The organism is Microbacterium sp. Y356 (assembly GCF_059445355.1).
This window is the reverse complement of the sequence record NZ_JCAIUE010000002.1, coordinates 181,980-204,726: the sequence shown is the minus strand read 5'-3', so window position 1 is coordinate 204,726 and position 22,747 is coordinate 181,980. Positions and strand designations below refer to the sequence as shown.

Annotated in this window: 23 protein-coding genes; 13 read left to right on the top strand and 10 right to left on the bottom strand. The window is 64.7% G+C overall.

Annotation, left to right across the window (positions count from 1 at the left end; genetic code table 11):
- The first annotated feature begins 1 nt into the window (after nucleotide 1).
- Genes AC1C2Q_RS14665 through AC1C2Q_RS14655 form a run of 3 tightly spaced genes read left to right on the top strand, consistent with a single transcriptional unit; the run spans nucleotide 2 to nucleotide 2,177 of the window.
- Entirely contained in the window at nucleotides 2–718 is a 717-nt protein-coding gene (locus AC1C2Q_RS14665; RefSeq protein ID WP_495450714.1) for an ATP-binding cassette domain-containing protein, read from the top strand.
- Nucleotides 715–1,443: an ABC transporter permease gene (locus AC1C2Q_RS14660; RefSeq protein WP_495450713.1), complete on the top strand. Its 729-nt coding sequence runs from the start codon at nucleotides 715–717 to the stop codon at nucleotides 1,441–1,443. Before AC1C2Q_RS14665 ends, AC1C2Q_RS14660 begins: the two co-directional genes overlap by 4 nt.
- Complete coding sequence (locus AC1C2Q_RS14655; RefSeq protein WP_495450712.1) at nucleotides 1,440–2,177, top strand: hypothetical protein; 738 nt, start codon at nucleotides 1,440–1,442, stop codon at nucleotides 2,175–2,177. Before AC1C2Q_RS14660 ends, AC1C2Q_RS14655 begins: the two co-directional genes overlap by 4 nt.
- A 358-nt stretch (nucleotides 2,178–2,535) precedes the next feature.
- On the opposite strand, the gene AC1C2Q_RS14650 is transcribed toward AC1C2Q_RS14655, so the two are convergent.
- The 8 genes from AC1C2Q_RS14650 to AC1C2Q_RS14615 form a co-directional block, all read right to left on the bottom strand.
- Nucleotides 2,536–4,347 (bottom strand): thioredoxin domain-containing protein, encoded by a 1,812-nt coding sequence (locus AC1C2Q_RS14650; RefSeq protein WP_495450711.1) that lies wholly within the window; start codon nucleotides 4,345–4,347, stop codon nucleotides 2,536–2,538.
- A gap of 19 nt (nucleotides 4,348–4,366) precedes the next feature.
- Nucleotides 4,367–4,936, bottom strand: coding sequence for an FMN reductase (gene msuE, locus AC1C2Q_RS14645; protein ID WP_495431985.1), 570 nt, complete (start codon nucleotides 4,934–4,936; stop codon nucleotides 4,367–4,369).
- 76 nt (nucleotides 4,937–5,012) lie between these two features.
- Nucleotides 5,013–5,849 (bottom strand): aldo/keto reductase, encoded by an 837-nt coding sequence (locus AC1C2Q_RS14640; protein ID WP_495450710.1) that lies wholly within the window; start codon nucleotides 5,847–5,849, stop codon nucleotides 5,013–5,015.
- Between the two features lie 47 nt (nucleotides 5,850–5,896).
- Nucleotides 5,897–6,682, bottom strand: coding sequence for an ABC transporter permease (locus AC1C2Q_RS14635; protein ID WP_495450709.1), 786 nt, complete (start codon nucleotides 6,680–6,682; stop codon nucleotides 5,897–5,899).
- Nucleotides 6,679–7,560, bottom strand: coding sequence for an ABC transporter ATP-binding protein (locus AC1C2Q_RS14630; protein WP_495450708.1), 882 nt, complete (start codon nucleotides 7,558–7,560; stop codon nucleotides 6,679–6,681). The genes AC1C2Q_RS14635 and AC1C2Q_RS14630 overlap by 4 nt, the downstream gene beginning before the upstream one ends.
- Nucleotides 7,557–7,853: a transcriptional regulator gene (locus AC1C2Q_RS14625; RefSeq protein WP_495431981.1), complete on the bottom strand. Its 297-nt coding sequence runs from the start codon at nucleotides 7,851–7,853 to the stop codon at nucleotides 7,557–7,559. The genes AC1C2Q_RS14630 and AC1C2Q_RS14625 overlap by 4 nt, the downstream gene beginning before the upstream one ends.
- A gap of 1 nt (nucleotide 7,854) precedes the next feature.
- The gene (locus AC1C2Q_RS14620; protein ID WP_495431980.1) at nucleotides 7,855–8,508 is read right to left on the bottom strand and encodes a hypothetical protein; all 654 of its coding nucleotides are present in this window, start codon (nucleotides 8,506–8,508) and stop codon (nucleotides 7,855–7,857) included.
- Nucleotides 8,509–8,510: 2 nt separating this feature from the next.
- On the bottom strand, nucleotides 8,511–9,332 hold the full coding sequence (locus tag AC1C2Q_RS14615; protein WP_495450707.1) for a CPBP family intramembrane glutamic endopeptidase: 822 nt from the start codon (nucleotides 9,330–9,332) through the stop codon (nucleotides 8,511–8,513).
- Between the two features lie 69 nt (nucleotides 9,333–9,401).
- Here AC1C2Q_RS14615 and hrpA point away from each other — a divergent pair, with 69 nt between their 5' ends.
- The 8 genes from hrpA to AC1C2Q_RS14575 all read left to right on the top strand — a co-directional run bounded on the left by hrpA (nucleotide 9,402) and on the right by AC1C2Q_RS14575 (nucleotide 19,611).
- Nucleotides 9,402–13,355 (top strand): ATP-dependent RNA helicase HrpA, encoded by a 3,954-nt coding sequence (hrpA, locus tag AC1C2Q_RS14610; RefSeq protein WP_495450706.1) that lies wholly within the window; start codon nucleotides 9,402–9,404, stop codon nucleotides 13,353–13,355.
- Nucleotides 13,356–13,461: 106 nt separating this feature from the next.
- Nucleotides 13,462–14,436 carry a methionine ABC transporter ATP-binding protein gene (locus AC1C2Q_RS14605; protein WP_495450705.1) on the top strand — a complete coding sequence of 325 codons (975 nt, stop codon included), beginning with the start codon at nucleotides 13,462–13,464 and terminating at the stop codon, nucleotides 14,434–14,436.
- Nucleotides 14,433–15,176 (top strand): methionine ABC transporter permease, encoded by a 744-nt coding sequence (locus AC1C2Q_RS14600; protein WP_495450704.1) that lies wholly within the window; start codon nucleotides 14,433–14,435, stop codon nucleotides 15,174–15,176. The genes AC1C2Q_RS14605 and AC1C2Q_RS14600 overlap by 4 nt, the downstream gene beginning before the upstream one ends.
- 71 nt (nucleotides 15,177–15,247) lie before the next feature.
- Nucleotides 15,248–16,075, top strand: coding sequence for a MetQ/NlpA family ABC transporter substrate-binding protein (locus AC1C2Q_RS14595; RefSeq protein WP_495450703.1), 828 nt, complete (start codon nucleotides 15,248–15,250; stop codon nucleotides 16,073–16,075).
- A 70-nt stretch (nucleotides 16,076–16,145) separates the two neighbouring features.
- Nucleotides 16,146–17,090, top strand: a complete 945-nt coding sequence (locus AC1C2Q_RS14590; protein ID WP_495450702.1) for a quinone oxidoreductase family protein — start codon at nucleotides 16,146–16,148, stop codon at nucleotides 17,088–17,090.
- A 57-nt stretch (nucleotides 17,091–17,147) separates the two neighbouring features.
- Nucleotides 17,148–18,149, top strand: a complete 1,002-nt coding sequence (locus AC1C2Q_RS14585) for a Gfo/Idh/MocA family protein (RefSeq protein WP_495450701.1) — start codon at nucleotides 17,148–17,150, stop codon at nucleotides 18,147–18,149.
- Nucleotides 18,142–19,122 carry an NYN domain-containing protein gene (locus AC1C2Q_RS14580; RefSeq protein ID WP_495450700.1) on the top strand — a complete coding sequence of 327 codons (981 nt, stop codon included), beginning with the start codon at nucleotides 18,142–18,144 and terminating at the stop codon, nucleotides 19,120–19,122. The genes AC1C2Q_RS14585 and AC1C2Q_RS14580 overlap by 8 nt, the downstream gene beginning before the upstream one ends.
- Nucleotides 19,123–19,134: 12 nt before the next feature.
- Nucleotides 19,135–19,611, top strand: coding sequence for a heme-degrading domain-containing protein (locus AC1C2Q_RS14575; protein WP_495450699.1), 477 nt, complete (start codon nucleotides 19,135–19,137; stop codon nucleotides 19,609–19,611).
- Nucleotides 19,612–19,640: 29 nt separating this feature from the next.
- Here the strand turns inward: AC1C2Q_RS14575 and AC1C2Q_RS14570 are convergent, their stop codons facing one another.
- Nucleotides 19,641–20,681, bottom strand: a complete 1,041-nt coding sequence (locus tag AC1C2Q_RS14570) for a Gfo/Idh/MocA family protein (protein ID WP_495450698.1) — start codon at nucleotides 20,679–20,681, stop codon at nucleotides 19,641–19,643.
- 67 nt (nucleotides 20,682–20,748) lie between these two features.
- Here AC1C2Q_RS14570 and AC1C2Q_RS14565 point away from each other — a divergent pair, with 67 nt between their 5' ends.
- Both AC1C2Q_RS14565 and AC1C2Q_RS14560 read left to right on the top strand, forming a co-directional pair.
- A complete protein-coding gene (locus AC1C2Q_RS14565; RefSeq protein WP_495450697.1) occupies nucleotides 20,749–21,369 on the top strand; it encodes a DUF4166 domain-containing protein in 621 nt (206 codons plus the stop codon).
- Complete coding sequence (locus AC1C2Q_RS14560; RefSeq protein ID WP_495450696.1) at nucleotides 21,366–22,346, top strand: epimerase; 981 nt, start codon at nucleotides 21,366–21,368, stop codon at nucleotides 22,344–22,346. Before AC1C2Q_RS14565 ends, AC1C2Q_RS14560 begins: the two co-directional genes overlap by 4 nt.
- On the opposite strand, the gene AC1C2Q_RS14555 is transcribed toward AC1C2Q_RS14560, so the two are convergent.
- Nucleotides 22,332–22,715 (bottom strand): PLD nuclease N-terminal domain-containing protein, encoded by a 384-nt coding sequence (locus AC1C2Q_RS14555; protein ID WP_495450695.1) that lies wholly within the window; start codon nucleotides 22,713–22,715, stop codon nucleotides 22,332–22,334. The two genes, AC1C2Q_RS14560 and AC1C2Q_RS14555, sit on opposite strands and share 15 nt — an antisense overlap.
- Nucleotides 22,716–22,747 lie beyond the last annotated feature (32 nt).

The window sequence follows — 22,747 nt, the reverse complement described above, 5'->3', positions numbered from 1 at the left end:
CATGAACGACAACGCCATCGAAGTGCGAGAGCTCACCAAGAAGTACGGATATACGACAGCGGTGCAAGACCTGTCCTTCGCCGTACCTAGGGGAGCCATCGTCGGTCTTCTGGGCCCCAATGGTGCAGGCAAGTCAACGACGCTTCGGACGATCGTGGGGCTACTGCGACCGACTAGCGGCACAGCCACGATTGACGGAGCACCATTCTCCGCACTGAAGAACCCTGCGTCACACGTCGGTGTGCACATGGATGGATTCGGCTTCGAGGTGGGCATCACTGCACGTCGGCACCTCGAGATCGCGCGGCTCGCCGCAGGTGCACGCCGTCAACGGGTAGATGAGGTACTGGAAGAGGTTGGACTTTCGTCGGTCGCCCGACGGCGCGTGAAAACGTTCTCCACAGGGATGGTTCAGCGGCTGGGGTTGGCCGCAGCTCTGATCGGCTCCCCGCAGACGCTGATCTTGGACGAGCCTGCCAACGGACTGGATCCCGACGGCATTCGCTGGCTTCGTCGACACCTCCGCGACTACGCGGAGAGCGGGGGAACTGTCCTGCTCTCTAGCCACCAGCTCGCGGAGCTCGAACAGGTCGTCGACGAAGTCGTCGTTATCAAACGACGAGCACTGTTCGCGGGAAAGCTTGGAGACCTCGTGTCGAGCGACGGCGACTCTCTGGAGAACAAGTACTTCGACCTCGTGGAAGGAGCAGTCGCATGATCGCCGCAATCCGAAGCGAATCGTTGCGCTCTATCAGCGGGCTCTCCCTCTGGGCCGTGTACGTGCTCGCGATCTTCGTTCCAGTCGTGGTGCTCACGTCCGACCCCTCCCAGATCGACCTAGTCGGTTTGGACGCAGGTGCAGCGACAGCCAGACTGCTGCAGCCGCTGGCGTGGTCGTTCATCACCGCTGCGTTCGTAGGTGCTTATGCCGTCACTCGCGAGTACTACTACGCATCAATGGACCGCACCCTTACTGAACTTGGATATCGCCGAGCCTTTTGGGGCAAGATGGTTGCCGGGCTGATCACAGCGGTGGCTCTCGCTCTGTGCATATTCGCAATCTGGACCGTCGTCGTGTTCTTCATCCTCAAGCAACAAGGACTCGCACTCAGCATCGATGAGGCAGGGCTGCGGATCTATGCTGGAGCGCTGCTTGGTGTGATCTTGGGTGCTTTCGTGGGCGGTGCAGTGGGATGGATCTCACGAAACTATTACGTCGGCGCCGCGGTCGTCCTCGCATTTCCGATTGCGGTGGAGTTTGCACTCCTGGGGACGTCACCCGAGGTCGCACGCTTCTCCCCAGGCCTGACAATCGCCGCGCTGAGCGTCCCGGAGTACAGGGACCGCCTCCTTGAGTTCGCTCCCGCCGCGGGCATCGCAGCGGCCTGGACTGTCGGACTGGTACTGATCGCTTGGCTTGTCGGACGTCGGCGCGTCGGATGATCGTGAGCCAAGCGTTTAGGGCTCAGGCGCGAAGCCTTGCCGGAGATGTGGTGCTCCTAGCCGTAGCTGCCGCAGCGTTCGCAGTGGCGCTGTCGTTGGCGACGAGCGTACCGCCGGAGTTTGCTGACGCTCCGGATAGTGTGCGCCAAGAGTTCCTTGCTCCATTCGGCACCGTCATGGCAACCTACGGAGCGGTCCTCGCAGCCATCTATGGTTCCTTCCGCTACACGGTCGACAGACGCGATGGGGTCGTAGCTCAGCGGCTCACATTGCAGCCGCGTTGGGTCAGCTTTGTGACGAGAGCGCCAGCTGCAGCGCTCGGTGGAGCGATAGTTTCCTTGACTGCAGTCGTCGGTGGTCATGTGGCACTCACAGTCTCGGCGGGCGGTACCACTGTTGACTGGGTCTCGGCTGCAGCGTCAGCTGCTGTCGGTGCCACCGCCGGCCTCTGGGGGCTCGGAGTAGGGCTCGTGGTTCAACAGCATCTTGTGGCTTTGTTCGTCGCCCCCGCAACTCTAGGAGTCGCCATGGTAGTCGCGATCTTCTGGACGGCCGGCGCCGTGTGGTTTCCTCTGCCCGCGATGCTGTCCGCCTTCGAATTCGACATCCGTGAGATTGGATTCCAGGACGCGGCCGTGTTGGACCGTCCGATTGCGGTGGCCATCGCTGTCGCGTGGATGGTCTTGATCTTGACGGCTGGTGCGATTTCATTCGTTCGTCGCGACGTGAAGTAGTGTCGTCGGCACTGTAGGGCATCGGGGCCAAACCAATGGCTACCTCTATCGGGTGACGGTGGCCGCATTCGTTGTGGCGGCCGTCACCAGGTAATCGCCGACAAAGGGTCCATTTAGCGCGTTCGCCGGGGTGCGCGATGCTCCCCCACCCGTGGCCCGCCGCCAGATCGGTGCCCGTCGCAGCGACGACCAGTGTCGGCGCAGCAAAGATTTCGTCGCGCTGCAGAAATCTGCTCGCGCGACTCTTTTCGGCATCCAACTCACCCGAATCGCCAACTAACCCCGTCGCTCCCACGCCGCACGAACTGCACTCAACGTCTCTTCAAGAGAGAGGCCCTCAGCGTCTCCGATACACCGATCAGATGAGCGATTCCCTGCTCCGCACCATTGCCGCCGCATCCCCCGTCGGCAACCGGCATACGAACGCCCGGCAGTCGTACACGAGATCCTCAACCGCGTCTTTCCCGAGGAACAGCTCGAATCCGGCATCCGCAAAAGCACCCGCCTGCTCGGGCGTCACGACGGCGATCACGTCGGCGTCGACACGACGGGATGCCGTCGCAAGCCCACCGGCAGGATCACGCGTCACCACGACGACCTGGCGTGGCGGTTCGACGAGCCCCGCCGCGACCGCGAGAAGCGAACCATGTCCGAAGGGGTGTTGCAGGGCGGATGCCGCGTGTCCGCGGACCTGCGAATCGGCAGCCTCCCGATACTTCTCCCCCGCACCCAGCCGCCATGCTGTCAGCGCTGCCGACGCCAGCGCCGCGACGCCGGACGGCAGATCACCATCAGTCTGATCAGGAGCCAATGCCACGCCCTGCGCCGCAAGCACCGGGTCGCCCGCAGCGCCGCCGGCGAGCATGTCATCCAGCAGCTCACGCGCCGCCACCGCCCACGAGGCCTCGCCGGTCGCCACCGCGAGCGCGAACAATCCATCCGCGTAAAGACCCACATCGGCGAGCGTTGCCACCGCGGTCGAGGCCACGCCGTCCAACGACGCCCGCACGAGTCGACCCTCTGACGAACGGTTCACCAACGATACGAAAGATGCCGCCTCAGCCGCGGCATCCACCCACTCCCGCTCACCGAGCGCAGCACCTGCCCGCGCGAGCGCGCCGATCGCAAGCCCATTCCACCCGGTGATGACCTTGCCGTCGACCGCAGGCGACTCCAGTCCCTCACGAGAAGCGGCGAGGTAATACCCGCCTTCACTTCGCGCGCCGTCGATCCATGATTCCGAGTCCTGTGCGGCGCCGAACGCCCCACCGCCCTGCTGCAGCACCTCGAGCAGGAATCTCGCGATTCCGCGCGCGGTCGCATCGTCGCCAACACGCACAGAGATGTCCAGCAGCTGGGCGTTGTCCGTCAGCATCCGCTCGTAGTGCGGCACGGTCCAATCGCGCTGCGTGGCGTATCGGAAGAACCCGCCGTCTACAGGGTCGCGAAGATCGGATGCCGCCATTGCTGCCAACGCACGCTCAGCCGAGGCTGCCACCTCCGACGCCCCTCGTCGCACGAGCGGATGCTGCAGAAAACTCAATGTCGTCGCGACCGGAAACTTGGGGGCGCCCCCGAATCCGCCGAACATGGTGTCTTCGCGGGAGGCGACCGTCGCGGCTGCTGCGGCCAGCTCCGATGCAGACGGCAGGTCGGACGGCGTGATGACGGCGGCCTGCGCAAGCGCTTCAGCGACGGCATCCGCCGATTCCACTGCCTGCTCGCGGCGCAACGTCCACGCTTCCTGCACCGCACCCAACACAGTGCGGAATGCGGGCAGCGGCGCACGGGCTTCCGGCGGCCAATACGTGCCTGCATAGAATGTGCGCCCCTGTGGGGTCGCGAACACCGTCAACGGCCAGCCGAGATTCTGCGTGAACGCGGATGCCGCCGCCATAAGGGCGCCATCGACATCCGGATGCTCCTCCCGATCAACCTTGACCGCCACGAAATCCCGGTTGATGAGACCCGCGATCTCCGGAGAAGAGAACGATTCCCGCGCCATCACATGGCACCAGTGGCAGGTGGAGTAGCCGATCGATATCAACAGCGGCACGTCGCGACGCTGTGCTTCGGCGAAGGCCTCCGCACCCCACGGATACCAATCGACCGGGTTGTCGGCGTGCGCACGCAAATAGGGGCTGAGTGTCTCCGCGAGGCGATTGCTCATGCCCTCACGCTACGCCGAGTCAGCCGACGAGAGCCACGGGAGCGCGCGATGCCGCATAGCCAACCAGCGGCAGGGCGCGGTCTGCTGCGAGCGCGATGCGCCCCGCGAGCACCTCAGAGCCGATCTTGTAACCATCGAAGTCAGTGTCGCTCGCGTACACGCCGAGCGGCAGCGTGAGCGCCTGGAAGAACGCGAACAGCGGACGCAACTGGTGCTCGATCATGAGCGCGTGTCGTTCGCCGCCACCGGTCGCGGCGAGCAGCACCGGCTTGCCGACCAGCTCGTACTGGCCGACGAAATCGAACAGGTGCTTGAACAGCCCAGTGAACGATGCCCGATACACAGGGCTGCCGACGATGAGCAAATCAGCCTGCTCGATCGCAATCAACTGCTCCTCAATGTGCACCGGCAGATCCTCACGCCGCAGGGCACCTGCAAGCGACGGCCCGATCTCGGTGAGTTCTATCAACTGCACCTCAGCCTCCGCGCGATCGGCGATTGCAGCCGCGATCGCCGTAAGCAGAGCCGTCGTCTTGCTGGGCTCGTGAAGCGAGCCAGACACGGCGACGATGCGGTAAGGAGCAGTCATGATCTGACGCTAGCGACGCACGACGCCCTGTGACGCAAAGTGCGACACAGGGCGTCATTCAACGACGTGAAGCGTCTCAGTTGTTTTCGTTGGGGTGCGCTCCGACGCGGCCGGACCCGTCGAGCGGGTCGAGTGCGTTGATCGCCGCGATCTCTGCGACGCTCAACGTGAAGTCGAAGACGTCCAGGTTCTCGCGCAGACGCTCGGCGCGCACCGACTTCGGGAACACGATGGTGCCCTTCTGCAGGTGCCAGCCCAGCACGACCTGCGCCGGAGTCTTGCCGTGCGCTGCGGCCGCATCTGCGACAGCAGGAGTGCCGAACAGGTCGTACTTGCCCTGACCGAGCGGACCCCAGGATTCGATGTGCATGCCATGATCCGCACCCCACTCGACAACCTCACGCTGCTGGTACGCCGGGTGCAGCTCGATCTGATCGACTGCCGGCACGACTCCGGTCTCTGCGACGACGCGCTCAAGGTGCTCGACGAGGAAGTTCGAGACGCCGATGCTGCGTGTCAGTCCCTGTTCGCGCAGCTCGATCAGCTTCGCGAATGCATGGACGTAGTTGTCCTTCGCAGGCGTCGGCCAGTGCACGAGGTACAAGTCGACCTGGTCGAGCCCGAGCTTCTCGAGGCTCTCCGCGATCGCGGAGTTCGGCTCGTCACCCTCGTGGCGGTCGTTCCACAGCTTGGTCGTGATGAACAGCTCGTCGCGAGCGATGCCACTCTTCGCGATCGCAGCGCCGACGCCGGATTCATTGCCGTAGATCGCGGCTGTGTCGATGTGGCGGTAGCCGATCTCGAGCGCCTCGCTGACCGTACGCTCGGTGTCTGCCGGCGGCACCTTGAACACGCCGTAGCCGAGCTGCGGGATCGAAATACCGTCGTTGAGAGTCACATTGGGGATCGTCATGCGTTCAGCATACGGCTTGTCATGACAGGCGCCATGCTCGTCCGCGCTCACCGATAGCGTCTTCCCTGGTCGCGACGGAACAGCAGCAGCGCGAGCGCCAGCGTGATGGCGGTCCAGACCAGGATTCCGGCCCACGCCCACCATGGAAGGTCGCCGCCCTGTACCGCCCAGATCACGAACTCGCGCGCCTGCCTCGACGGCGTGAACGCCGAAACTGCGTTGAGCCACGGTGCGAACATCACTGGCGGCAGGAACAGCCCACCGAGGAATGCGAAGCCGAACATGACGATCTGGATCACGGCGATTGCGGCTTTGAACGGCATCGCGTATCCGATGACGGTTCCCAGCAGCATGAAGGGCAAAGCGGCGAGGGCAAGCGCAAGGACGCCCGCAAGAATCCGAAGCGGAGAGGCCTCCGCGGCAGTGAGCAAGCCGCCGACCGCTATGACGGGAAGAATCGCGACGATCCCCATCGTCCCGGTGGAGAGCACCTGCGCGAACACGCGGGCAAGACCAGGCGCAGGGAGCGTCCGCAGATACGGATCCCACGGCTTCTCCCGGCTCTCCGCGATGGTCAGGCCAAAACTGAACAGCGCGTTCGTCATGACGGCGAAGACCGACAGCGAGATCACCGCTTGGGTGGCGTACTCAGGATTCGCCGCGACCACCTCCTGCGGTACGACGAAGAACAGCAGTGCCAGTGCCGGAAACACCACCGAGCCGATGACGGCGATCGGGACGCGCAGTGTCTCGATGAGACCGTATTTCGCGTGCAGGAGAGTCAGCCTGGCGGTGGATGGCGGGGTGGTGGATACTGCGGCTGTGGCGGTCATGCGGTCACCTTTTCAGTCAGTGCGAGGAAGGCTTCTTCGAGTGTCGCGCCGCGAACGCTGAGTCCGCGGAAATCGATGCCTGCTGCAACCAGAGCGCGAACGAAAGCGTCGGCATCCGACACCGTCAACACTTCGCGCCCGTCATGATGCTCATGCCGGACGACGCCGGGGAGGGATGCCACGGCTGCGGCGTCAGCTGTGGTGAGCTGCACCTGGCTGGCCTCCACCCTGGCAAGGACGTTCTGCACAGTGTCATCCGCGAGCACCCTGCCACCCCCGAGAACAACGACCCGCTCCGCGAGTGCTTCGATCTCTTCCAGGTAGTGGCTGGTGACGACCACCGTGGCTCCAGCGTCATGCTGGCGGCGGATCGCTTCCCACAGGGCGCGGCGACCGTCGACGTCCAGACCGGTCGTTGGCTCATCGAGCAATACCAACTGCGGACGGCCGACGAAGGCAAGCGCAACAGCGACCCTGCGCTTCTGCCCACCAGAGAGCGACCCGCACTGACGGCGCAGGAACTCAGCGAGCCCGAATTCATCGGCAAGCTGTGCGGTCGGAACCCGGTCGCTGAAGTGACCACCGACGTAGTCGATCACCTCTCCGACCCGCAGCGTTTCCGGCAGCGCCGTCTCCTGCGGCGTCGTGCCCAGCGCGCGGCGAGACCTGGCATCCAGCGGGTTGCCGCCGAACAGCGTCACCGTGCCGCTGGTCGGACGACGCAGTCCCTGCAGCAGGGAGAGCAGCGTGGTCTTTCCTGCACCGTTCGGACCGAGCAGGCCGACGATCGCACCCGCTCCGATCTCCAGGGTGACATCGTCAACGGCAGTCTGTTCGCCGTAAGTGCGGGTCACATGTTCGAATCGCGCCAGTGTCATGTTCCTGCTCCCAGTACGGCACGAAGTGCCTCGGTGTAGTCCTCGAATGCACGTCGCCCCTGCTTGGTCAGAGCGACGTAGGTGACCGGTGTCCGGCCCTTGTGCGTCTTCTCGACAGCGACGTAACCGGCATCCTCCAGCTTGCGTAGGTGCGTCGACAGGTTGCCCGCCGTCATGTCGAGCAGTTCTTGCAGTCGCGGGAAGGCGATGCTCTCAGTCGCTTCCAAAGTCGCGAGTGCTGCGGTGATGCGCAGCCGGGCTGCGGCGTGGATGACGGGATCGAGCTCAGTCATGTCACACCCCCTTCGCAGCCTGACGTAGCCGCGACAGATGAGCGAAGGAGACGACCCCGAGGATGAGGAAGCCGGCGCCCCCGCCGATCGCGAGCACGAGATAGTGGGTCGGGTAGCCGAAGAACGGGGCGATCACCGCCACGATCACCGTCCAGACTCCGACGATGAGCATCGGCACGGCCTGCCAGATCGCGGCACCCACGATGTACATGATCCCGGCGAAAAGGACGAAGGCGACCGGATAGAAGATGTTCGCGAGTTCTCTGGTCATTCCGTTCACAGCCAGCCCCTGCGCGAAGACGAAGATCGCGAGGCTGCCGACCGTCCACGTGGATCCGTAGACGATGCCGGAGAAGGCGGATGCCGCGTTGCCGCGGATACCGCGCCCTGAACGACTTCCCAACACAGCCGACACCACGATGGCGACGACCAACAGGCAGACAAAGATACTCGCGGCCACGGGCAGCGGAAGGCTGAAGTTCGGCTTCAGGCCGTCGATGAGCCAGAGAGCACCGAATCCCAGCAACCAGACGACACCCCACATCGTCACGAGGGCGGGGACGAACGACGCCACCTGGCCCTCTATGCTCCGCTGTTGATTGCTCGCCAGCGCGAGCATCTCCGCTGGCGAGAGAACCTCATCATCATTGGTCATGTTCAGAATCCGTTCTGTGTCAAGAGGAAGGGCATCGCGAGTGCAGGAAGGGTGAAGAGGAGATTGACCAGCCCGTGCGCGAAGACGAGCGGCATGAGCCGGCGTTGGCGCAGGTAGATCAGTCCGGAGCAGACACCCCACACGAAGAACGCGCAGACGAACGCGACGGTCGCTCCGGGAGTCGGCGCGTACCAGACGTGCTGCAGCGCGAACAGGATCGACGGCACGATGATCGCGAGAGCGGTCGGCCAGCGGCGGGCGAGCATTCCCTGTGAGTATCCGCGGTAGACGAGCTCTTCGGCGGGCGCATTCAGCGGCGCGAAGGTCAGCGCTCCGACGACTCCGATAATGCTCCAGGCGATGGGATTCAGTGTGGGGATAGCCGACGGATCGACGAACACCGTCTCCATCTGGATGAACAGCTCATCGCCGTGCTGCGCCCAAACCACCAGCATGATCGTGCCGCTGAACGGGAGGTACATCACGACGAGCCACAGTAGGCCCCAGAGTAGATCCTTCAGGATCCGGCGCGGCTCGAATCCGAGGACGTCGCGGATGCTGCGACCTTCTCTGCGTAGCAGCCGGGCGACCAGCAACAGACAGATGACGTTGACCGGCAGCATCGCCACCACTGCGATCATCGGCGGAGGCGGGAACGTTACGCCGCTCTCGAATGCGCTGACGATGAGCCAGGTCAGTGTGGACGCCGCGGCGACGAGCCCGATGCGCAACACGGGGAGCCCGATCGCCCATCTCTTCGCAGACGCGCGGCGGACGGTGGCAGCATCCGCCGCCAATTCCTGTGTCGCGTTGTGTGAACTCATAAACAACTTTGTACCGCAAACTGGTTTGTGTGTCAAGACTCGGTGCCGTCCGTCATACGATGAAGTGCCATGCCTGTACCAGATCTCGTGATCACCTATCCCCCGGAACTGCCCGTCAGCGCCGCCAGGGAGGAGATCGCCGACGCCATCCGCGACAATCAGGTCGTCGTCGTCGCCGGCGCCACCGGATCCGGCAAGACGACGCAGCTACCGAAGATCTGCCTGGAGCTTGGCCGCACGAAGATCGCGCACACTCAGCCTCGACGCCTCGCCGCTCGCACGATCGCCGAGCGGATCGCAGAAGAGTTGCAGGTCGAGCTCGGCACCACGGTCGGCTACAAGGTGCGCTTCACCGACAAGGTGTCAGAATCTACCCTCGTCGCTCTGATGACCGACGGCATCCTGCTCAACGAGATCCACCGCGACCGACTCCTGCGCCGCTACGACACGATCATCATCGATGAGGCCCACGAGCGCTCCCTCAACGTCGACTTCCTGCTCGGCTACCTCACCCGCATCCTGCCGGAGCGACCGGATCTCAAGGTCATCATCACCTCGGCGACAATCGATCCGGTCAGCTTCGCGAAGCACTTCGCGACCCCTGCTGGCATCCCTGCTCCCGTCATAGAGGTGTCCGGCCGCACCTACCCGGTCGAGATCCGGTATCGGGCGCCCGCGGAAGACGAGACAGAGGACGAAGTCTCCGCGATCGTCACCGCACTCCGCGAACTCGATCGCGAGGCCCCCGGCGACGTGCTCGTGTTCCTGCCAGGCGAGGCCGAGATTCGGGATGCCGCGGATGCCGTGCGCGCGGCCTACACGTCGGCATCCGCGCCCGTCGAGGTGCTCCCCCTATACGGCCGCCTGTCCGCTGCTGAGCAGCACCGCGTATTCGAGAAGAGCCGCGTCGCCGGAGTCCGGCGCCGAGTCATCCTCGCCACGAACGTCGCCGAGACGAGCCTGACCGTCCCCGGCATCAAGTACGTCATCGACACCGGCACCGCACGCATCTCGCGCTACAGCAACCGTTCGAAGGTGCAGCGACTGCCAATCGAGGCGATCTCGCAGGCCTCGGCGAATCAACGCTCGGGTCGCGCGGGCCGCACCAGCGATGGCATCGCGATCCGTCTCTACAGCGAAGAGGACTTCGACAAGCGAGCGGAGTTCACTGAGCCTGAGATCCTGCGTACTTCGCTCGCATCCGTGGTGTTGCAGATGCTGTCGCTCGGCTTCGGCGACATCACTGCCTTCCCTTTCCTCACACCCCCCGATTCCCGCGGAATCAAGGCGGCGTTCGATCTGCTTACCGAGTTGGGCGCCGTTGACCTCGGTCGCGATACGCCACGGCTCACCAACACCGGACGCGAAATCTCGCGAATGCCGATCGACCCGCGCTTCGCACGAATGCTGGTCGAGGCGCAGAAGACTGGCGGTGTGGACGCCGTACTCGCGATCGTCTCCGGTCTCACGATCCAAGACGTCCGTGAACGCCCATCACAGGATGCACCGCAAGCCGTTCGAGATTCCGCCGAGAGGATGCACGCGCGCTTTGCCGATCCGACCAGCGACTTCCTCGCGATCCTGAATCTGTGGAACCATCTGCGAGAGCAGCAGCGTGAGCTCGGATCAAGCGCCTTCCGGCGACTGTGCCGCTCGGAGCATCTGAACTATGTGCGTGTGCGGGAGTGGTTCGATGTGCACCGCCAACTGCGGTCACTAGTAAAGACACCAAAGTCGACTGACTCGTCATCGACGAGCAACGGCGGCGCCGCGGCCGACCCCGATGCGATCCACCGCGCTCTGCTGTCAGGACTGCTGTCTCAGATCGGCATTCTCGACGAGCGAAACACCAAGACGCCGCCCAAGGGCCAGGCGAAGAGCCAGAAGGATCCGAAGCGTCGCATCGCTGAGTATCGCGGCGCCCGTGGCATCCGATTCTCGATCTTCCCTGGATCCGGCTTGCGCAAACAGAGCCCCCGCGCTGTCATGTCCGCCGAGATCGTCGAGACCTCGCGCACCTTCGCGCGCACTGTGGCTGCGATCGACCCAGCGTGGGCAGAATCGCTCGCGGGCGACCTCGCCAAGCGGTCGGTGTCAGAGCCGCACTGGTCCAAGGATGCCGGAGCCGCAGTCGCCTTCGAGAAGGTGACGCTGTTCGGAGTGGAGATCATTCCACGCCGACGCATCCAGTTCGCGCGCGTCGATCGCGCGGCATCTCGCGAATTGTTCGTCCGGCACGCGCTGGTCGATGGCGAGTGGGATCCGAGCCGGATCGACAAGCGTGTCAGCGCGTTCTGGCGCAGCAACGGTGAGCTGCGCAAGCGGCTCGAGAAGCTCGAAGAGCGTGAGCGTCGTCGCGACATCCTCGCCGGCGATGAAGAGGTGTTCCGCTTCTACGATGAGCGCATCCCCGCCGAGGTGTTCGATGTGCGCTCATTCGAGCAGTGGTGGGGCGAAGCGTTGCAGACGACGCCCAAGTTGCTCGTCATGCGCGAAAGCGACCTCATCGACGACGACGAGCGGGCTGACCAGAACGAGTTCCCCACCCGCTGGACGCAGGGCGATCAGGTGCTGGGCCTCGCCTACCGTTTCGAGCCGGGAGCTGCCGATGATGGCGTCAGCGTCGTGGTGCCGTTGGCACTGCTGGCGCAGATCGAGGATCGCGGCTTCGACTGGCAGGTTCCAGGACTCCGCGCAGACCTTGTCACAGCACTTTTGCGCGCTCTGCCGAAGTCGATCCGCCGACACGTCGTTCCCGCGGCCGACTGGGCAGAGAAGTTCGGCGAGACGCTGGCAGAAGAAGGGCCGGAGCGACACGGCGGCTTCCCGCAGCGGTCGCTGAAGGAAGCACTGGCACGGATGATTCAACCGCTGGCGAATCAGCCCGTCTTGGCATCCGATTTCGATGATGAGCGTGTGCCTGGCCACCTGCGCATGAACTTCCGCGCCGTCGATGAACGTGGCCGGGTCGCAGGTTCCGCGCGTGATCTCAGCGAATTGCAGAGCTCGCTATCGGATCGCGCCAGGGCGAGCGTCGCTCGCTCGATCGCCCGTCCAGAGAAGACCGACGGCAGAGCAAATCACGGCCGGGCAGATCACGGCGGGGCGAAGCCCGATGCAAGCGCCGTCGCTGCAGCATCCGCGCGCGGTCCGATCGAACAGGACCGCCTCACAAACTGGACATTCGGTGACCTGCCGGGGGTTCTCGACACCAAGGTCGCCGGCGGCGTCGTTCGCGGATACCCAGCGATCGTCGACCAGGGCAAGACGGTTTCCGTGCGCGTCGAGGCGACAGCGGACGCTGCTTTGGCAGCGACCCGTGACGGGGTGCTGCGACTGGTGCTGTTGAACGTTCCGTCTCCTGCGTCATATGTGCAGGAGCACCTCACCTCTCAGGAGAAGCTCGCGCTGGCCGCATCGCCGTACTCGTCGGCTGCGGCGCTGATCGAGGATGCCAGGGCCGCCGTTGTGCGCGCGGCCCTTCAGCAGCACGGTGCCGACGGCGTGATCCGCACCGAGGCCGAGTTCATCCAGGCGCGGGATGCAGTGAACGCCACCCTGGTAGATGCGCTGTTCGCGACCGTCTCACTCGTTGCCCGCATTCTCACGAAGTCGCGCGAAGTCGAGCGCGGTATCAAGTCGCAGAACTCGCTCGCCCTGCTCGGACCGCTGAACGATATCCGCACGCAACTCAGTGGGCTGCTGCATCCGGGGTTCATCTCAGCGTCCGGCATTGATCATCTGGCGCATTTTCCCCGCTACCTCGACGGAATGCTCGACAGAATCAAGACCCTGGCCAGCGAGCCTGGTAAGGATCGCACCCGGATGACAGAGTACGAACGCGTGGCGAAGGTGTTTGAGGATGCCGGGGGCACGATCCCCCTCGCACCCACAGCCTCCGCCGCGCTCGTCGAGGTCCGCTGGTTGCTCGAAGAGTTCCGCATCAGCGTCTTCGCACAGCGACTGGGCACCGCCCAGGCGGTCTCCCCGCAGCGCATAGCAAAGGTTCTGCGAGACATCTGATTTCTCGTCATACGACGTCACGTCAATTTGGCGTTTGCCCTCACGATCAGGTGGAATTGTCTCCTACCCTCACTTCTACTCCCCGAAAGGGGCGTTTGGCATTCCCATGATCACCATTGAGCACGTCAGCCGGTCCTTCGGCGGCACCCTCGCACTCGACGACGTGTCGCTCGAGATTCCGCGCGGTCAGATTTTCGGCGTCGTCGGCCAGTCCGGCGCAGGCAAGTCGACGCTGCTGCGCACCGTAAATGCGCTGGAGCGCCCGGATTCGGGCAGCATCGTCGTTGACGGTGTGAAGATCTCGCACCTGGCCGGCAATGAGTTGCGGGCGCGCCACGGCATCGGCATGGTCTTTCAGCACTTCAACCTGGTCGGCAACCGCACGATCGCCCAAAACGTCGAGTTCGCGCTCGAAGCCGTCGGACGCAGTCGCGGCGACCGCACGAAGGAAGCGCTCGAGATGCTCGATCTGGTGGGCCTTTCCGCACGCGCCGGAGCCTATCCGTCGCAGCTCTCCGGCGGTCAGCGTCAACGCGTCGGTATTGCCCGCGCCCTCGCATCCCGTCCGAGCGTGCTGCTCTCCGATGAGGCCACCAGCGCGCTCGACCCTGACACCACCCGACAGATTCTGGCGCTGCTACGCCGCCTCTCCGGGGAGCTCGGGCTCACGATCATGCTCATCACCCACGAGATGGCCGTCGTGAAGCAGATCTGCGATGCCGCCGCTCTTCTCGAACACGGCAAGGTCATCGAGCAGGGTGCGCTGACCGAGCTCATCCGCACACCAGGCAGCCGGCTCGCGCACGATCTGTTCCCTCTCGGTGACGTGCCAGATATGCCGGCATCCGCGATCATCGACCTCACGTTCGCCGGCGAAGAGGCGCAGAAGCCGACCATCACGATGCTCGCCCGCGCGCTCGATCTGGATGTGTCGATTCTCGGCGCCACGATCGAAACGATCAACGGGGCTCAGGCGGGACGCACCCGTCTCGCTTTCCCCGCGGATCCGGAAGTCCTCGCTCGTGCACAGGCGTTCCTCGCAGAGCACAGCGTCGCGTTTGAAGTGGTGAAGGCAGCATGATCGACTACACATCCCCCGACTTCTGGCCCGATCTGTTCGAGGTCATGCTCAAGGGCACACTCGAAACGCTCTGGATGACCAGCGTCGCGATCCTCATCACGATCCTCGTCGGGCTCCCCCTCGGCATCGTGCTCGTCGGCACCGAGAAGGGCCGCTTCCTCGCGACGCCCTTCGGTTCCGCTGCGGCCGGCCTCTTCATCAACCGGCTGCTCGGATTCATCGTGAACCTTGGCCGATCGGTCCCGTTCATCGTGCTGATGATCGCCCTGATCCCGCTGACGCGCCTGCTTCTCGGCTCGTTCATCGGCACAGGACCGGCGATCTTCCCCCTCACTCTCGTTGCGATCCCGTTCTTCGCCCGGGTGGTGGAGATCGCGGTCAAGGAGGTCGATTCGGGTCTGCTGGAAGCATCCGACTCGCTCGGCGCGACGCGTTGGCAGCTCGTGCGGCGCGTCATCCTTCCCGAGACCGGGCCAGCGCTCGTGCTCGGCATCGCGACGACGATCACCTCGATCATCAACTTCTCGGCCATGGTCGGCGTCGTCGGCGGTGGCGGGCTCGGAAACGTCGCGCTCACCTACGGCTTCCAGCGCTACAGCTGGGTGCACATCGTCGCCGTCGTGATCGTGCTGTTCGTGATCGTGCTGCTCGTGCAGTGGGCGTGCAACGTGATTGCCCGCCGCCTCGACCACGCCAACCGCGCATCGCACTCCGCCGACGTCATCGCCGTTGGGGCCTGAGCCCGCGGCATCCCGCATCACAACATCCCTTCAGCATCCCTTCACCCCTGACAATCACTAGGAGCATCTCCATGTCCTTCTCCTCTCTCACGCGCGGCATCGCGATCGCCGCGGCCGGCGCCCTCGCGCTCGGTCTCACCGCCTGTGCCAGCTCTGAGCCCACTCCTGCGGCCGACGGCTCCGAAGGCCTCGGGACGCTGAAGGTCGGCGCACTGCCCGTGCCCGCCGGCGACATGCTGAAGTGGATCTCAGAGAACCTCGCCGAGGAAAAGGGCCTCACGATCGAGTGGCAGGAGTTCACCGACTACAACACGCCGAACCCGGCGCTGTCTGATGGTTCGGTCGATGCCAACCTGTTCCAGAACTCGACCTTCCTCGACACCTACAACGAGCAGTCCGGCGACGATCTGATCTCGCTCGGCGACATCTACCTGCCCGCTGCCGCGTACTACAGCGACAAGATCGACAGCCTCGACGAGCTGAAGGACGGCGCGAGTGTCGCGATCCCCAACGACCCCACGAACGAGGGTCGTGCGCTCGAGTTGCTTGCGGCCGAGGGCATCATCGAAATCGAGGATGGCGCGACCACGCTCGGCGAGATCAGCGAGAACCCCAAGGACCTGAAGTTCGTCGAGATCGAGAACGCCTCGCTCGCCCTCGCACTGCCCGACAACGACGCCGCCTTCGTCACGGCGTCGTTCGCGATCCCAGCCGGCCTCTCGGACGAGCAGGCGATTCTTCTCGAGGGCAACGACAGCAAGTACTACAACGTGCTCGCCACTCGCCCAGAGTTGAAGGACGACCCCCGTATCGAGGCTCTCATTGAACTGTTGAACGACGAGCGCACCCAGGAGTACATCCTGGAGACGTGGAAGGGTCTGATCGTTCCGGTCAGCTGAGCACCGACCCTCGTGAAGCCCTCGCACCGTCCGGTGCGGGGGCTTCGCTCGTTGCGGGTAACCTGGCGGCATGGCTCGCGCGATCGTCTACACAGAACTCGGCACCCCTGACGTCCTCCACCTCGTGGAGGTCCCAGACCCAGTGGCTGGCCCTGGCCAGGTCGTGGTGCGGATCGAAGCGGCGGGTGTCAACCCGCTCGATGCGAAGCGGCGCAGCGGACTACGTCCGATGCCGCCTATCACCGAACCGCGTCGTATCGGTTTCGACGGTGCCGGCGTCGTCGACTCGCTCGGCGAAGGCGTGACTGGCTTCAGCATCGGTGACCGTGTCGCGATCCGCGATGGCGACGGCACGTATGCGACGCACCTCGCGATAGCGGCGAAGAACCTCACTCCATTGACAGACGCCGTGACCGCTGCCGAAGGCGCAGCTCTCGGGATCCCGATCGGCACCGCATACCAGTGCGTGCGATCGCTCGACGTCTCCGCGGGCGACACACTGCTCGTGCACGCAGGTTCCGGCGCGGTCGGGCAAGCTACGATCCAGTTCGCCGTCGCTGCCGGCGCTACGGTGATCGCGACCGGGAGCCCGGCCCGCCACGACCAGCTGCGAGAGCTGGGTGCGATTCCCGTCGCCTACGGTGAAGGCCTCGCCGACCGCGTGCGCGCCGCAGCGGACGGCGCCGTCACGGTGGCATTGGATTGCATCGGCACCGACGAGGCGATCGAGACCTCGCTTGAGCTAGTTGCCGACCCGAGCCGCATCGCGACGATCGTGCGCGGTCCGGATGCCGCGAGCTTCGGCATCCGCGCCTTCAGCGGCGGCTCGCCTGAGCCGCTCACCGCGCAGGAGCTCGCCTGGCGGGCCGAGGCCAGCAGCGTCGCAATCGGCCTCATCGCAACAGGAGACTTCCAGGTCGAGCTCGGCCCCGAGCTGCCGCTCGCCGATGCCGCCCAGGCCCACGAGCTGATCGAGACGCATGCCGCCCGCGGCAAGATCACGCTGGTGCCGTAACTCGCCACGCTGACGTTCGGCGAAACCGGGGAGCGCACGCGCCGCTACGCTGAGAACATGACTGGTCTTCGCTGGGGAATCCTCGCCACTGGTGGCATCGCCACCTCCTTCGCCTCCGATCTGCGCACCGCGGGGCTCGATCTTGTCGCGGTGGGATCCCGCTCGGGGGCCTCCGCCGATGCGTTCGCGGCGAAATTCGACATCCCTCGCGCACACGCCTCGTACGAGGCGCTCGTTGCCGATCCCGACGTCGATATCATCTACGTCTCCACCCCCCACCCGATGCATCATGCAGGTGCGAAGCTCGCCCTAGAAAACGGCAAGCACGTCCTCGTGGAGAAGTCGTTTACGGTCAATCGCGCCGAAGCCGAAGATCTGCAGCGCATCGCCACCGAACGCGGTCTGCTGGCGATGGAGGCCATGTGGACCCGCTATCTGCCACACATGGTGCGCATTCGGGAGATCCTCGCAGAGGGCACCCTGGGCGAGGTCCGCGCGATGAGCGCAGACCACACGCAGCGGATCACCGCTGACCCCGAGCACCGTCTCAACGCACTTGCACTCGGCGGCGGTGCGCTGCTCGATCTCGGCATCTACCCCATCTCCTTCATCTGGGACATCCTGGGCGCACCGACTTCGATCCAGGCCACCGCGCGCCTCATGGAGACCGGCGCGGATTCCGAGGTCGCCACGATCATGACGCACGAGGGCGGCGCCGTCTCGACCAGCCTGTCCTCTTCCCGGGCCTCGGGCCCCAACACCGCCGCGATCATCGGCACCGAAGCGCGAATCGAGATCGACCGGGTCTGGTACACGCCGACATCGTTCCGAGTCGTCGGTCCTGACGGCACCGTGATCGAAAGCTACGCCTCCGAGACTGACGGCCGTGGCATGCAGTACCAGGCATTCGCTGCAGAGGGCGCAGTAGCCGCCGGGGATACCGCGGGTACGCTGCTGCCGCTCCCCGTCGCAGAGAGCGTCGCAATCATGGGAACGCTCGATGAAATCCGCGCCCAGATCGGCGTCCGTTACCCGAACGAGGAGAGCGCAATTGGCTGACTCACAGGACACCCGCGTCGCCGTCTACTTGGACTTCGACAACATCGTCATCTCCTGGTACGACCGCGTTCACGGTCGAAATTCGTACGGCAAAGATCGGCAGCGCATCGCCGAGAATCCGCACGACCCAGAGGTCGCCGAGCGACTGAAGAGCGCGATGATTGAGGTCGGCGCGATCATCGACTACGCCGCTTCCTTCGGCACGTTGGTCCTCACCCGCGCGTACGCCGACTGGTCGTCGCCGGTGAACGCCGAGTATCGCTCGCAGCTCGTCGCGCGTGCGGTCGATCTCGTGCAGCTCTTCCCCGCCGCCGCCTACGCGAAGAACGGTGCCGACATCCGCCTCGCTGTGGATGCCGTCGAAGACATGTTCCGCCTGCCCGATCTCACCCACGTCGTAATCGTCGGCGGCGACAGCGACTACGTGCCGCTCGCACAGCGCTGCAAGCGTCTCGGACGCTATGTGATCGGCGTCGGTGTGGCCAACTCCACCGCGAAGTCGCTGGCCGCAGCGTGCGACGAGTTCGAGTCATACGACTCCCTGCCTGGTGTCGTGCGCCCGGCTCCCAAGCAGACTGCTCCGCCTGCTGCGCCACAGGCTGCCGAGCCTGTTGCACTGCAGCCGACAGCGGATGCTGAGCCCGAAGCCCCGGTGAAGCCCAAGTCGACGCGAACGCGCGCGAAGAAAGTGGCCAAGCCTGCCGAGCCCGAGGTAGAGACTCCTCAGCTCACCGAGCAGGAGGAGTCCACCCTGCTGCTCGAGCGCGCCCTGCGCCTCGGCCATGACAAGGCCGGCGCGGATGAGTGGTTGCACAGCTCTGCCGTGAAGACGCACATGCGCCGGATGGATCCGTCGTTCAGCGAGAAGGCACTCGGCTACCGTTCGTTCTCCGATTTCCTGAAGTCGCGCGATAAAATCGCCGAACTCGAAGAGACCGGGCACGAGCGGCTGGTCCGCTTGCGCGAAGGTTGAGATGAGGAACGCATGAATACTGAAGAGCTCAGCGACCAGATCGCGCAGATCCACGCGCAAGAGAAGCGTCTCGTGCTGCCACATTTCTCCTTTGAGGATGCCTGGGCCATCGGCACTACGCTCGTCGATTGGGCGCACGAGCGCACGCTGGCGATCACCATCCGCATCGTTCGCGGCGAGCAGGTGCTGTTCCACGCGGCCCTGCCAGGAACCTCACTCGACAATGACCTGTGGGCGCAGCGCAAGGCGCGCACCGTGCAGCGCTTTGGACAAAGCTCCTACCTCGTCGGCCTCTCGCACAAACGGTCAGGCACCGACTTCCTGGCGCAGCCATGGAACGACGGCGCACTGTATGCCGCCCACGGCGGCTCGTTTCCCGCCATCGTCGCCGGCACCGGAGTGGTCGGCAGCATAACGGTGTCGGGCCTCGCCCAGGCGGACGATCACGCACTCGTCGTCGAGGCTTTGGAGCATCACCTCGGGTTGTGAGGATGCCCGCCCTGGCCGTGAATCACCGCCTAGTCAGCGGGGAGACTGCCGATCTGGCGACGTACTTCGTCGATGCTGCGCAGGACAGCAACCGAGTCATCGAGCGAATGCAACGGGGATTGCGTGCGCCCCTCGGCGACGTAAGACGCGAGCGCGGCGGCCTGCCAGGCAAGCCCGTCCCTCCCGACGAGTCCGCTCTCGTCCTCCCAGACATGCTCGTCGCCGTTCAACGTGAAGCGCAGCCGCGCCGGAAACACGAAGCTCGTCTCGAAGTTCACCGAGCCGGCAGTCCCATATACGGCAGCGAGCCCAGGCGTCGTCACCGTCGCCGACGCACTCACCATGCCGCGCGCACCGCGATCGTTCTCCAACAAGATCAGCGCTTCGGTCTCGGCACCGGTCGGGGCAAGGAGTCCCGACGCGTCAATGCGGGTGGGAACACCGAGCACAGAGTGTGCGAACCACAGGCTGTAGACGCCGGCATCGATCATCACTCCGCCGCCGACCGCCGGGTCGAAATTGGGATGATTCGGGTCATACGCCCACTGCCAGCCGAGGTGCGCGGTGACCAACCGAACGTCGCCTAGTGCGCCGCGCTCAAGAAGCTGAGCAAGAACGTCAGACTGCGGAAGGTAGCGCGACCACATCGCCTCCATCGCGAAGACGCCAGCAGCCTTGGCCGCCTCGGCGATCTCCGCTGCCTGCACCGCGGTGAGGGCAATGGGCTTCTCGACCAGCACGTGCTTGCCCGCGGCGATCGCTGCGAGAGCCAACGGATGATGCTGCGCGTGCGGCACTGAGATGTACACGACATCGACTTCCTGATCGTCAAGAAGACCTTGATAGCCCTCATAACGACGCGGGATGCCGTGGCGCTGCCCGAACGCATCCGACCGTTCCTGCGACCGCGAGGCGACCGCGTGAACGCGCTGATCTGTGTGCCGATGGACCGCACTCACCCAATCTTCGGCGATCCCCCCAGGGCCAAGAACTCCCCAGCGCAGCACTGGACCGCCGCGCAGTGGGGTCACTCGAGGCAGCGGTACGGACATCGGGTTGCGTTCGCTCACGAGCGGTCTCTTTCTTGAGATGATGTGGGGTTCACTCCCCGAGGCATTCCCACTCTAGGCTCGGAGCATGACCCACATCTCGCAGTCGCCGTATGCGCGCGCGCTGGGTGATCGGATGCGTGAGCTGCACCCCACTCTGCAGCAGTACTTCTCGTCTCTTCCCGAGGGGCACATCGGTGTCGGCGAGGGCGTCTTCAGCAGGGTCGGCACTCCTCGGCGATGGCTCTGGCCGCTGCTGCGCCCGCTCCATGACCGCGGCGTGGTCTACGCCGGCTGGCAGCTGAGCGTCCCGTTCCGTGTCACCAACAGACTTGTCGACGGCCGCGCGGTCAGCGAGCGGGAGTTTCTGCTTCCAGGTCAATCGTGGACAATGCGCGATGCGGTGGCACTGCGGGCGAACGGCAGGCTCGTCGATGAACTCGGTGAACCCGGAATCGTGGCGGCAAGCTTCGAGAGTGAGGTGCGCGACGGCGCACTGACGATGATCAGTCACGCGGTCGGGATCCGCATCGGGAAGGCCAAAGTGCGCCTTCCTCGCATCTTCTCCCCCGTCGTGAGACTCACGGAGAGCTTCGACGATGTGACCGAGCGTCAGCGTGTGGCGGTCACGATCGACGTTCCACTTCTCGGCCGGGTCTACGAGTACGTCGGCGATTTCCGCTATCGCATCGAGAAGGAGTCGCTGTGAGTTCAGACCGCATCGTAATTGGCGGATCGTCCGGGTTCATGGGACAGCACCTCCAGAAGAAGTATCGATCCGAGGGCCGCGAGGTCGTCACAATCTCCCGATCGGGTGCCGACCTGAGCTGGGGCGACCAGGCAGGCATCGACCAGGCAGTAAATAGCGCCGCCCTCGTGATCGGCCTCGCCGGCAAGAGCGTGAACTGCCGCTACACCCCCGAGAACCGGGCTGAGATATTCCGTTCGCGTCTCGACACCACGGCATCCCTCAGCACCGCGATCGCGACAGCAGCGAATCCACCCGCGCTGTGGGTGAACTCGTCTACCGCGACGATCTACCGTCATGCCGAGGACCGCCCGATGACAGAGTCGGCGGGCGATATCGGCACCGGCTTTTCCGTCGAGGTCGCGAAGGCATGGGAAAAGGCGCTGTTCGCCGAGGAGCTGCCCCACACGCGCCGAGTGGCGCTGCGCAGCACGATAGTCCTGGGCCACGGCGGTGTGCTCGGACCGCTGAAGAACCTGGCAGGGGTCGGACTCGGCGGAGCGCAGCACGACGGCTGGTGGCCGGTATCCAAGACCAGGCGCGACGCCAGCACCGGGCATTTCCCCGGCGCGAAACGTGGCGGGCAGCGCTTCAGCTGGGTGCACATCGACGACGTGGCACGCATCATCGACTTCGTCGAGCAGCATCCAGAGCTGGACGGCCCCGTGAACGCCGCAGCCCCCTACCCGGTCGACAACAAGATCTTCATGGCGACCGTGCGCCGGGTGCTGGGCGTGAAGTTCGGCCCGCCCATGCCGCGATGGATGCTGGAGCTCGGCGCCATCGGCATCCGTACTGAAACCGAGTTGATTCTCAAGAGCCGGTGGGTGGTGCCGGAGAAGCTGACAGCTGCAGGATTTGCGTTCGAGTACCCGACGCTGGAACCGGCAGTCAGAGAGTCATTCGACCGGCCCGCTGCTCACTCACTCCGCGTCTGAGCCCGTCGTCGGGTTCTGATTGCGTTTCTCGATCTCCTGACGAATACGCCACTCTTCGATCTCACGGTCGAGGTCTGCGATCTGCTGTTCAGTTGTGCGAGTCTCCGAGGGCGGCGCCCAGTGTTGCGCCGAAGGAGCCTGCGTCTTCGCGCGGGCCGCTCGACGTGTCATCCTCGGCATCGAAATACCGCCCCCGGCGTACTCGCGACCGAGTGCGAACCAGAGGATGCTGCCGATCAGCGGCAGGAAGATGACGAGGATGATCCACATCATCTTCGGCAGATGCTTCACCTGGGCGTTGTCGCGCGTGATGACATCGATCAGCGCGATAATCATCAGCGCGACGACAAGAATCGTCAGGAACGGCATGACTTCAGGTTAGACGACGGATGAGTCTCGTA

Excerpts from the sequence above, each read along its gene's own strand:
- AC1C2Q_RS14585 (WP_495450701.1), top strand. The coding sequence starts at position 17,148 with ATGACTGGTCTTCGCTGGGGAATCCTCGCCACTGGTGGCATCGCCACC.
- AC1C2Q_RS14605 (WP_495450705.1), top strand. The coding sequence starts at position 13,462 with ATGATCACCATTGAGCACGTCAGCCGGTCCTTCGGCGGCACCCTCGCA.
- AC1C2Q_RS14630 (WP_495450708.1), bottom strand. The coding sequence starts at position 7,560 with ATGACACTGGCGCGATTCGAACATGTGACCCGCACTTACGGCGAACAG.
- AC1C2Q_RS14635 (WP_495450709.1), bottom strand. The coding sequence starts at position 6,682 with ATGACCGCCACAGCCGCAGTATCCACCACCCCGCCATCCACCGCCAGG.
- AC1C2Q_RS14625 (WP_495431981.1), bottom strand. The coding sequence starts at position 7,853 with ATGACTGAGCTCGATCCCGTCATCCACGCCGCAGCCCGGCTGCGCATC.
- AC1C2Q_RS14565 (WP_495450697.1), top strand. The coding sequence starts at position 20,749 with ATGACCCACATCTCGCAGTCGCCGTATGCGCGCGCGCTGGGTGATCGG.
- AC1C2Q_RS14600 (WP_495450704.1), top strand. The coding sequence starts at position 14,433 with ATGATCGACTACACATCCCCCGACTTCTGGCCCGATCTGTTCGAGGTC.
- AC1C2Q_RS14660 (WP_495450713.1), top strand. The coding sequence starts at position 715 with ATGATCGCCGCAATCCGAAGCGAATCGTTGCGCTCTATCAGCGGGCTC.
- msuE (WP_495431985.1), bottom strand. The coding sequence starts at position 4,936 with ATGACTGCTCCTTACCGCATCGTCGCCGTGTCTGGCTCGCTTCACGAG.
- AC1C2Q_RS14590 (WP_495450702.1), top strand. The coding sequence starts at position 16,146 with ATGGCTCGCGCGATCGTCTACACAGAACTCGGCACCCCTGACGTCCTC.
- AC1C2Q_RS14595 (WP_495450703.1), top strand. The coding sequence starts at position 15,248 with ATGTCCTTCTCCTCTCTCACGCGCGGCATCGCGATCGCCGCGGCCGGC.
- AC1C2Q_RS14620 (WP_495431980.1), bottom strand. The coding sequence starts at position 8,508 with ATGACCAATGATGATGAGGTTCTCTCGCCAGCGGAGATGCTCGCGCTG.
- hrpA (WP_495450706.1), top strand. The coding sequence starts at position 9,402 with ATGCCTGTACCAGATCTCGTGATCACCTATCCCCCGGAACTGCCCGTC.
- AC1C2Q_RS14640 (WP_495450710.1), bottom strand. The coding sequence starts at position 5,849 with ATGACGATCCCCAATGTGACTCTCAACGACGGTATTTCGATCCCGCAG.
- AC1C2Q_RS14655 (WP_495450712.1), top strand. The coding sequence starts at position 1,440 with ATGATCGTGAGCCAAGCGTTTAGGGCTCAGGCGCGAAGCCTTGCCGGA.
- AC1C2Q_RS14650 (WP_495450711.1), bottom strand. The coding sequence starts at position 4,347 with ATGAGCAATCGCCTCGCGGAGACACTCAGCCCCTATTTGCGTGCGCAC.
- AC1C2Q_RS14575 (WP_495450699.1), top strand. The coding sequence starts at position 19,135 with ATGAATACTGAAGAGCTCAGCGACCAGATCGCGCAGATCCACGCGCAA.
- AC1C2Q_RS14615 (WP_495450707.1), bottom strand. The coding sequence starts at position 9,332 with ATGAGTTCACACAACGCGACACAGGAATTGGCGGCGGATGCTGCCACC.
- AC1C2Q_RS14665 (WP_495450714.1), top strand. The coding sequence starts at position 2 with ATGAACGACAACGCCATCGAAGTGCGAGAGCTCACCAAGAAGTACGGA.
- AC1C2Q_RS14555 (WP_495450695.1), bottom strand. The coding sequence starts at position 22,715 with ATGCCGTTCCTGACGATTCTTGTCGTCGCGCTGATGATTATCGCGCTG.